The organism is uncultured Methanobrevibacter sp. (assembly GCF_902770715.1).
Taxonomy (GTDB): domain Archaea; phylum Methanobacteriota; class Methanobacteria; order Methanobacteriales; family Methanobacteriaceae; genus Methanocatella.
The window spans coordinates 1-9,401 of sequence record NZ_CACXTS010000043.1 but is presented as its reverse complement, the minus strand read 5'-3'; the positions used below and the strand labels follow the sequence as shown (position 1 = coordinate 9,401).

At 35.6% G+C, this 9,401-nt stretch carries 12 protein-coding genes; 5 read left to right on the top strand and 7 right to left on the bottom strand.

Annotated features, from left to right (window positions below):
* From mer to QZU81_RS09640, 4 genes are all read left to right on the top strand, one after another.
* Positions 1-853, top strand: an 853-nt coding sequence (mer, locus tag QZU81_RS09655; protein ID WP_295591543.1) for a 5,10-methylenetetrahydromethanopterin reductase, incomplete at its 5' end; no start/stop codon positions are given.
* 137 nt (positions 854-990) lie between these two features.
* Positions 991-2,073, top strand: a complete 1,083-nt coding sequence (locus QZU81_RS09650; RefSeq protein WP_295591542.1) for an archaeosine biosynthesis radical SAM protein RaSEA — start codon at positions 991-993, stop codon at positions 2,071-2,073.
* 37 nt (positions 2,074-2,110) lie between these two features.
* Complete coding sequence (locus QZU81_RS09645) at positions 2,111-2,593, top strand: DUF308 domain-containing protein (protein ID WP_295591541.1); 483 nt, start codon at positions 2,111-2,113, stop codon at positions 2,591-2,593.
* A 20-nt stretch (positions 2,594-2,613) separates the two neighbouring features.
* Positions 2,614-3,891, top strand: a complete 1,278-nt coding sequence (locus QZU81_RS09640; RefSeq protein ID WP_295591540.1) for an adenylyltransferase/cytidyltransferase family protein — start codon at positions 2,614-2,616, stop codon at positions 3,889-3,891.
* On the opposite strand, the gene QZU81_RS09635 is transcribed toward QZU81_RS09640, so the two are convergent.
* Genes QZU81_RS09635 through QZU81_RS09610 form a run of 6 tightly spaced genes read right to left on the bottom strand, consistent with a single transcriptional unit; the run spans position 3,881 to position 8,636 of the window.
* Complete coding sequence (locus QZU81_RS09635) at positions 3,881-4,615, bottom strand: NAD(P)-binding domain-containing protein (protein WP_295591539.1); 735 nt, start codon at positions 4,613-4,615, stop codon at positions 3,881-3,883. The two genes, QZU81_RS09640 and QZU81_RS09635, sit on opposite strands and share 11 nt — an antisense overlap.
* Before the next feature lie 12 nt (positions 4,616-4,627).
* Positions 4,628-5,488: a DUF89 domain-containing protein gene (locus tag QZU81_RS09630; protein WP_295591538.1), complete on the bottom strand. Its 861-nt coding sequence runs from the start codon at positions 5,486-5,488 to the stop codon at positions 4,628-4,630.
* Between the two features lie 2 nt (positions 5,489-5,490).
* Entirely contained in the window at positions 5,491-5,694 is a 204-nt protein-coding gene (locus tag QZU81_RS09625) for a MoaD/ThiS family protein (protein WP_292827700.1), read from the bottom strand.
* Between the two features lie 4 nt (positions 5,695-5,698).
* On the bottom strand, positions 5,699-6,616 hold the full coding sequence (locus tag QZU81_RS09620; RefSeq protein ID WP_292827697.1) for a TIGR00269 family protein: 918 nt from the start codon (positions 6,614-6,616) through the stop codon (positions 5,699-5,701).
* 9 nt (positions 6,617-6,625) lie between these two features.
* On the bottom strand, positions 6,626-7,780 hold the full coding sequence (locus tag QZU81_RS09615) for a VWA domain-containing protein (RefSeq protein ID WP_295591537.1): 1,155 nt from the start codon (positions 7,778-7,780) through the stop codon (positions 6,626-6,628).
* 1 nt (position 7,781) lies between these two features.
* Positions 7,782-8,636 carry a MoxR family ATPase gene (locus QZU81_RS09610; protein ID WP_292849963.1) on the bottom strand — a complete coding sequence of 285 codons (855 nt, stop codon included), beginning with the start codon at positions 8,634-8,636 and terminating at the stop codon, positions 7,782-7,784.
* A gap of 121 nt (positions 8,637-8,757) precedes the next feature.
* Here QZU81_RS09610 and QZU81_RS09605 point away from each other — a divergent pair, with 121 nt between their 5' ends.
* Positions 8,758-9,180 (top strand): hypothetical protein, encoded by a 423-nt coding sequence (locus tag QZU81_RS09605; RefSeq protein WP_295591536.1) that lies wholly within the window; start codon positions 8,758-8,760, stop codon positions 9,178-9,180.
* A 2-nt stretch (positions 9,181-9,182) separates the two neighbouring features.
* On the opposite strand, the gene QZU81_RS09600 is transcribed toward QZU81_RS09605, so the two are convergent.
* Positions 9,183-9,401: DUF4346 domain-containing protein (locus QZU81_RS09600; RefSeq protein ID WP_295591535.1), on the bottom strand; the 219-nt coding region annotated here is incomplete at its 5' end.

Below are 9,401 nucleotides of genomic sequence, written 5' to 3'. Positions count from 1 at the left end.
CAACAACAAAAACGTATACGAAACCTTAGCATTAATTGCAGCTGAAACTGAAACCATTAAAATGGGTCCTGGTGTAACCAACCCATACGTAAGAAGCCCTGCAATCTCTGCTTCTGCAATCGCAACTATTGACGAAATCTCAGAAGGAAGAGCAACCTTCGGTATCGGTCCTGGTGACAAAGCAACTTTCGACGCTTTAGGAATCGCATGGGAAAAACCTGTATCCACTATTAAAGCAGCAATCGCTGACATTAACACTTTATTAGCTGGAGAAAAAACCGAAGGCGGCGCAGCATTAGGTGGAGCAAAAGCTGTTCAAGAACACATCCCTATTTACATGGGTGCTCAAGGACCTAAAATGTTAGAAACTGCTGGAGAAATCGCAGATGGTGTATTAATTAACGCTTCCAACCCTAAAGATTACGAAGCAGCTATGCCTATGATTAAAAAAGGTATTGAAGCAGCTGGTGGAGACAAAGAATTTGATGTAGGTGCATACACTGCAACTTCCATTGGTGCTGACTCTGAAGCAGCTAAAAACGCAGCTAAAATTGTAGTTGCATTTATTGCAGCAGGATCCCCACCTCCAGTTATCGAAAGACACGGATTACCTGAAGGATTCAACACTCAAATGGGTGAATTCTTAGCTAAAGGTGACTTCGGTGGAGCTATCGGTGCTGTAACTGACGAAGCTCTCGACGCATTCTCAGTATGTGGTACTCCTGATGAGTTCATTCCAAAAATCGAAGGCTTAGCTGAAATGGGTGTAACTCAATACGTAGCAGGATCTCCTGTTGGTAAAAACGTAGAAGAATCCATTAAATTATTAGGAGACGTAATTGCAAGTTTCTAAACTTGCTTACTTCTTTTCTTTTTTTATTTTTTCAATAATTTTATACACAACTTAACAACAACTATTTTTTAACAAAATTTTAATTATAAAAAAGTCCAATAATATAATATTACATTTATTATATTGCTGGTATTATAATGGAAATTGAAAATTTAACCAAAGAAATAAGGCAAAGAGCCTTTGAGAGAAAAGATCCGAAAACCCCAGAACAAGTCGGAGCAAGTTGGTATAATGATGATTTGACATATGATGGAGTTGCAAAAACATTATTCATTATACTACCAACACCCGGCTGTTCCTGGGCGCTTGGTGATAGTGGCGGATGTACAATGTGCAGCTATGTTTCAGACTGTACCTTAGAACCTATTGATACCGAAACAATTCTCAGAATATTTCATGAACATCTATCAAGACATCCGATAGCTGAAGAAGATAAAATTTCCGTGAAATTATTTGCTTCAGGAAGTTTCTTAAATCCATATGAGCTTCCAAAAGATGCCCGTGATGAGATACTTCATACCTTAATGGACCTGGGCAATGTCACAGAAATTATTGTTGAATCCAGACCAGAATATGTCAAAGAAGAATATTTGGATGAAATATGTGAAATCATTGGAGACACATTATTTGAAGTGAGCATTGGTCTTGAAACATCAAACGATTACACTAGGCTTAAAAAAATCAACAAAGGATTTACCCGTGACGACTTTGAAAATGCCGTTGAATTAATGCAGAATCTAAAAGAAACAAAAGGTTACAACTTAAAATCAAAAGCATATATCTTTGTAAAGCCAATTCTCGTATCTGAATCTCAAGCAATAGCCGAAGCAATTGAAACAGCTCATTACTGTAATTCAATTGGTGTTGACAGGCTTTCATTTTGCCCTGCCACAATTCACGGAGGGACAGTGATTGAAAGATTCTGGAGAAAAGGCGCTTACCAGCCGCCTTGGATTTGGTCATGTATTGAAATCATAAATACTGTTCGTGACGAATTAGATATACCTGCACTTTTAGACACTTCAGGATTCGGATCCAGACGTGGCCCATACAATTGTAAAAAATGTAATAAAGATTTAAAACATATGATAATAGCCAACAACTTAACTCAAAGCAAAATAGAATATGAATGTGATTGCAAGAATGAATGGTTGGCTGAAATAAATAATTCAGATATGAATAACTCAACTGTTGAGATTAAACATATCCCATTATATTAATATAATTAAAAGGATTAATTAATAGTAGGAGGAAAATATGAAAACTAAATTTGTTAGTTTACTTGCCATACTTCTTGGATTAATAATTATCATCTTTCCAATAATGGGAGTTATTGGAGTTAGTTCCTTAATTGGATTATCAGTATTGCTAATGTCCATCTATTTGCTGGTTATAGGAGTAACCATAATAGACTACAATACCAGCGGAGCGATACTTGATTTGATTTTAGGGATTTTGCTGTTGTTATTAAGTATATGTTTAATATTCAACCCAGCACTTCTCGGATTTTTAACCGAGATTTCACTTTATCTTGCAGGAATAATGCTGATTATTGTTGCTGTTGCTTCATTAATCAATAATCGTAACTCAAGATATGGATTTTATATTGGAATAGCTGGAATCGTGCTTGGTTTATTATACATAATTCTTGGAACTTATATCTCAAACCCAATTATTCTTGGAACATTAATCGGAATATGGCTAGTGGTAAGCGGTATATTGAAATTAATGGATAGATAATCTATCCTATTCTTTTTTTGGTGTTAATATTGATTGGAATTAGTGCAGATTTTGACCCGGTCCATAAGGGTCATGAAAAATTAATAAAGGAAGCTAGGAAAATAGCTGACAAGGAAGATAAGAAAGTAGTGGTTTACCTTAACAAGGGTTTCAGCGCAAACCATGCTCCCTTTTTTGTTAATTTTGAAGCGCGTCGCGAAATGGCATTGGCTTTAGGAGCTGATGATGTAAAATCATTTGAAGGCCTTCACCATAGGCTGGTCTTATCATATAGTGTTCCAATTAGGCTTAAGCAAATGATTGATGACGGCGTTACTGATTACATTACCTCTGCAAGCATTCCATTGGATGAAATCAAATCAAAAGCCCAGAAATTTATTGATGAAGGAAACTTTGTAGGGATGCCGAAAAGCTACACCAATAGAAATGAAATAAGGTGGTATGCAATTAATGAATTTTTGGGATCCAAACTAAAATATCATGTTGTTAAGGAATTTAATAAGGATAAATACTCCGGAAGATTAATCAGACAATCCATCATTGATAACGATATGGTTATCTCCAAAGATATCAAGAACTTGCTTCCGGAAACAACCGTTGAAATTCTTCAAAGGGAAATTGATGCTGGAAGAGTCCCGGGTGATAGAAACTGGGATGACATTTATAAAAGAATGAATACCTATTCCAGAGGAAACCTTGAAAAAATAGCTTATCTCAATGGAAATACTATTAACGAAATTATTAAAAGAAGAGTTTACAGAGACCCCGAATCAATATGGGCTGTTTTTAGAAGGTCTGATTATGGTCCTGTGATGACAAGATTAGCAATCAGTTCCATCGAAATGGAAGTTAGCAAAAAAGAAGTAATGGATTTGATGAAAAGCTATGAAGCACAAGGAGTAATTCCAGATAATCAGAAAGTTCAGAGAGTCATCGATAGGGCTTGGTATGTTGCAAGTGAAGGTGAAAAAGGAGTCAGCGCACGGGAAGCCAATGATGAATTTAGAAGCAATAACATTGAGGTAAATGCTCCTTTAATTCTAGAAGCCGGCTTGAACCTGACTAAATTCGAAACTAAAATAACAAAGGAAGGCTTGAAAACCGATTTATATGTTGATAAAAACGGGAAAATTTCAGTCCAGTTTAAAAGCGAAGGCAAGAAAATCAAAACCAACCTAAGACTTCCTGCAATTGAAGTGACCTATCTCAGATATATCATGGATTCCCATTTTATTCCCGTAAATGGAAGTATAAAAAAAGCTAAAAAAGGGTTTAAAGTTAAAGTGGTTATCGGCTAAGTTTTTCAAGTGCTGCTTTAACCATTGTCAACTCATTTTCATTGAAATAATCTATTATCTCTTCAAGCTCTTCAGATTTTCTTTGAGAACTATTTAATGTATTTTTTATCCTTGAAAGAGACTTTTGCCTGAAGTCCTCTCCTTCAGTTAAAGACATTATCTCAAAAAATTCATCTTCCAGATTATGGGACTTTGCAATTTCTGTGGATTCAATTAAAATTGCAGACAATGTCTTTGTATAACAGCTTCTGAGCAGTTTCAAAATAGCTGCATCACCAATATTATCGCTGATTTTTTTAGTTTCAATGAATTCGTTTAAAAACAGAAGATTATCCGCCATTTCACCGGATATATACAAAATTGGATTTTCGGAATCGATTTTACCTATAATTGCCCCATCAACAAAATTATCAACATGCTTGCTAATCTCCAAGGTGGTGTCCGGAGAAATATTATTTAAATCCAAATAGATTCCCTTAACATATTTGCCATATTCCTTGGCAACCGTTAATGCATTTTTGGGAGAGTTGGCAGATATGATGACATCCGATTTTAACGCAACTGATTTGAAAGTGTCTGAAACTTCAATTTCACATTTCTTAATGTTTTCAACAGTTTTCTCGGATCTGTTTTCAATTGATGTGATGAATGTAATATCCTCGGATTTTATTAAATTCAGAATATTTTCAGAAACCTTTCCAAACCCTATAAATCCTATTATCATGATATCACTTGATTATCTTTTAAAAAGCAGCATGTCATGTAAATTTACTCCGATATCCCAGGATATTGTTTTGCATTTGGCACATAACAAAAAGAAAATTTCCTTATCGGACAGGTCTATTTCAGTCAACCCTTCATAATTACCCATGCCCTTGGAAATTATGAATTTGTGGCTGTTGAAAATTTCCCTAAATTCATCTGATATTTTGCTATCCACATAACCTACAGTTCCGGCACCTATTTCAACAATTTGTCCAAATTCATCAAGCCCCGCATCCAATGCCTCTTTCATGCATGCATCATTTAAGATAGGCTCGGATTTAACGGCAATTGTAATGTCCAATCCATATTCCTTAATTTTTGCCAGAAGCAGTTTGTCAAATACTATTTCACCGGTATTGTCAACCAGATACAATACTTTATCATTGCTTTTTAGCGATTTTTCAAATTCGTCAATGTCTTTAATTGCCAATTCCTTTTCAAGAGAGCTTCTTATCACTGATTCAATGTCGTCATCTAAAGTAAATGCGCCGAAATCTAGAATATTTCCAATGATTGCTATTTTTACATAATTCTCCAAGCTGTCGTCCTTTTCCAATATTCTCTTAACATCCGGCAGATATTTTAAAGCAATTTCATTTCCTTCAATTTTTTCCTTAAAATAGGGGTCTCTGCATCCTGTTCTTTCTTTGATGAAATTATGCATTGTGGAACCTGTACTGTTAGAATTGGTTCCTTCCTTAAAGTTTTCGCTTAAAAATTTGAAAATTTCGCCCATTATCTCCATTTTAAGCATTTCATCATCAGTTGATAAATCAAGAGCTTCTTTGGCTTGTCTTAAAAAGCAAGGCCCACATTCATAGCTTACCTTCAAAATTAACCCCCATAAATTATTTGAACTAATTGAATTTCATCATCTTCCTGTATCACTGTATCCTCAATGACCAATTCCCCATTCTGTTTGGAGACGATGGTCTGAGCGGACAGCTCCAGATCATTAAGTAAATCTTTAATCGAATAATTTTCATTAGGTATTTCTCTTTCTTCTTCTAAATTTTTATATTTTAAAACAAATGACATGATATCATAATCCTAATTCTTCTAAAAATGAACATGCCTTGCACAATTCATTTGCTGAAGGCTCCCCACATCTGACGCATCTTCCATGGGAGTAGTCCTTTTTAAATTCTTCTTTTAATGCACCTTTAATTTTATCATAACCCCTCAATGTGGAATACTTTATTGTCGGATGCTTTTCAGCAAGTTGATTGATGACTTCTGAAACTTCCCCCCGGAATGACTGCATGGCATACGGGCAGCTGTCAAAGTGAACTTCCAAATCTTTTGCAACAACATACAAACCGATTTCACGTTCGGGAATTTCACGCAAGGGCTTTATCTTAACGGTGAATTCTTTTGCTTTTGATTCTGTCTTTGCACCCAATTTTGTCAGATTATCCGTATTTCCTTCAAGATAATTCATCATTATGCCTTGAACTTCATCATCCAAATTATGTCCTGTCGCTATTTTTGTTGCACCCATCTCACGAGCTGCCTTATTAATGATTGTTCTTCTGAACACTCCGCAGTAGGTGCATGAGCCCTTATGATTGTCCCTCTGCATGATCTCATCCAAGGTTATGCCATATTCCTCCTTTAGTGAAACGACCTTATGTTCTATGCCCAATCTTTCTGCATGCCTGATTGCAATATCAACACCTTCCTGGCGATAATTTGCAATTCCCTCATCAACAGTGACTGCACAAAGGTCAATGATGTGCATTTCACGAAAAGTATTTAAAATTTCAAGAGTGGTTACACTGTCCTTACCACCTGAAAGTGCCACTAAAACCTTATCTCCCTTATCCAATAATTTTTCTTTTCTAACTGTTTTAATAGCTTTCTTTTCAATCGATTCGATGAAACAATCTTTGCATAATAGCTGTCCAGATTGCTCTTTTTTAATAATAACTTTAGGATTGCCACATTTACTGCATTGCATAATAACTACCTACATCTGTTCTACAAAGTGCGCAAGCTGATTTAATGTATTCACTTCAAAGACCTGCGCTCCTGCCTCTTCATATAACGATACGCAACTGTCTACAATATCCCATTTCATTCTCTCTTCGGGATTTAGGATAATGACTTTTTTTGCTTCCCTTACCATTTCCTCGACAAGCTCAACACTTGCAGGAATTCCGTTTACTTTAGGCCCTGCCCAATCACGGCAGTCTGATAATATGATAATATAAGATTTGTTGTTGATTTTAGCTTGATTCATGAAACCCTTAAATGCGGAATACATGTCGGAAGTTCCATGAACCATCATGTGCCTAACTCTCATGTCCCTTACTTTAACGAAAGAATCTATGAGATATTCCTCTTTTAAGGCATCAGTGGTTTCAATAACCTTGTTGTCAAATTCAAAAGTTCTGGATTTTTTAAATGCTGTTTGCGCTGAAAACATAAGCATGAAAAACCAGCTGCTTATCCATTCGCATGATCCGCTAATGTCATTCAGGAATAAATGTTCATTTTTATGAGGTCTTGGCTTTGCCTTTACAAGTTCCAATGGGACTCCGCCATATTTTAGATTTGCCCTTATGGTTCTTCTCATGTCTATTTTATTTGAATGGGTTAGCATTTTTCTTCGAGACCGTTTGTTGGCAATTCTTTTACCTAATCTTTGACAGATTTCAAGCATTCTTGGGTCAAATCTGTTTAACTTGGTTAAATCTTTATTCATTAATTCCCCATCTCTTTCAAGCCTTTTGGCTTCATCTAAAAGAGGTTGGCCTGAAAGCATCTTCAACTCCTTATTGGTCATTTTTTCCTTTCTGAGCTTTTGGCCAAGGGTGTTCTGTTTTTTGATAATGTATTTATTGGATTTCGGACCGGACTTATATGAAGTGCTCTTATTTATCTGTTTCTTTATCTGCTCCTCAGGAGTAGGCTCCTTAAAAATCTCATCGAATACCTTATTGAATTTAGGAATGTCATACTTATCCTTAACATAAACTGCCATCAGGGCTGTTCTCAATAAGTTCCTATCCTCATCACCCAAGTCCATATAAATTCGCACCGCAGACTGTGTGCTTCTTATGCTTACCGGCAAACCCTTTTCTCTAAGCTGGGCTGACAAGGTTGCTATTTTATTAATCATTTTATCTTCTGTTGAAAATATCTTTAATGACTCTTTTCTTATCGCTTTCTGTTTTAATAGCTACGCCTATACTGTTTTCCAAGGATTCATCCAGATTTTTAGTTCCCAAATTAGATACTGATTTTACCCAGTCGACAGTACCTCTCACGGATGGTTTTTTCATCAAGTTAAGATTACGTATTTCATGAACTAACTTCACAACAGCAGAAACTGTTTCATCGTCCGCTTCAGGTATTTTGGATTTTACAATTTCGATTTCACGTTCGACAGTAGGATAAGGAATATATAAGAATAAGCATCTGTCCTTGGTTTCATCAAGTAAAGACCTTTGTGAGTTGGAAGTCAAAATCACAATCAAATCATTGTGTAACTGGAATGTCCCCAAATCATTGATGGTAATCTCCTGCTCCCCCAATGCTTGGAGTAAAAAACTTTCCACTTCTTCATCGGCCTTATCTATTTCATCTATCAGTAAAACGGAATCCTTTTCATTTAAGAACGCATTGAGCAACGGTCTTCTTATGAAAAATTCTTCATCAAATATCTTATCTTCCCTGTTGGAATCCTGTTTTGCTGCTTCCAGGTGAAGCAATTGCTTTTGATAGTTCCATTCGCCGACAATCTGCTCAAAAGTAATACCTTCATAACATTGAATCCTGAAAAAGTCCCTATCGAAAGCTTCAGCAACCACCTTTGCCAGTTCAGTCTTTCCAACTCCAGGAGGGCCTTCAATAAGCATTGGCCTTCCAAGTAAAAATGACAGGTATAAAGTTGTTGAAATTTCATTATTTGAAACATAATTTGCATTCAAAAGACTTTTGTCAATATCTTTAATTGAGATGTTTTCAACTTGCAATTTCTAAACCTTCATAAAAATTTGTTATAAAATAAGATTTAATCTAAATTTATTTAAATGTTATGTAACTATATAAGTATAAAGCGATATAAATAAATATTAATTTATAAGGAGGTTAAACATGGAAAAAGAAAATGCTATCATAATTGCATTAATAATTCTTATTTTAGGAGCTGCCGCAGTGGCTTTTATAATAACTGAAAGTGGATATACATTCAATAGAACTCAAAGTGAAAATCTCACCACAAACATTACAAACGCTACAAATGCTACAAATGCAACTCCGACCGAAACTATTGATATTGAAACAGGAGAATCCACAAGTTCCGATTACAGTTCAGGATCATCCTACTCCAGCTCCAGCGGAAGCAGCGGATACATTAGTGCTAGTAGCAGTGATTCTCAAAGTCAATCCGGTTCTCAAGACTCCAGCAGTGATTCAAGTTCTTCACAATCTTCAGAGAGTTCTTCATCAAGTTCATCTGACTCATCCAGTCAAGCTGGACAAAGCGAAGAAACCTACGACTTATCAGACCTTGAGTAGATTCATTTTTTAAATTCATCAGGATTTTTGAATAATTCAAAATCCTGAACATATTCTTTTCCGGTAATCATAGCAATTTCTGCTTTTTGAAGTTCCGAACCTAAATAGGCCGCATGCTCCATTCTTGTAACTAATTCTTTTGTAATGATTTCTTCATAAATTTCCTGTGCGGAATGTCCTACAATTACAACATCAGCTTTATTTTTCTTAAAATGGGTAGC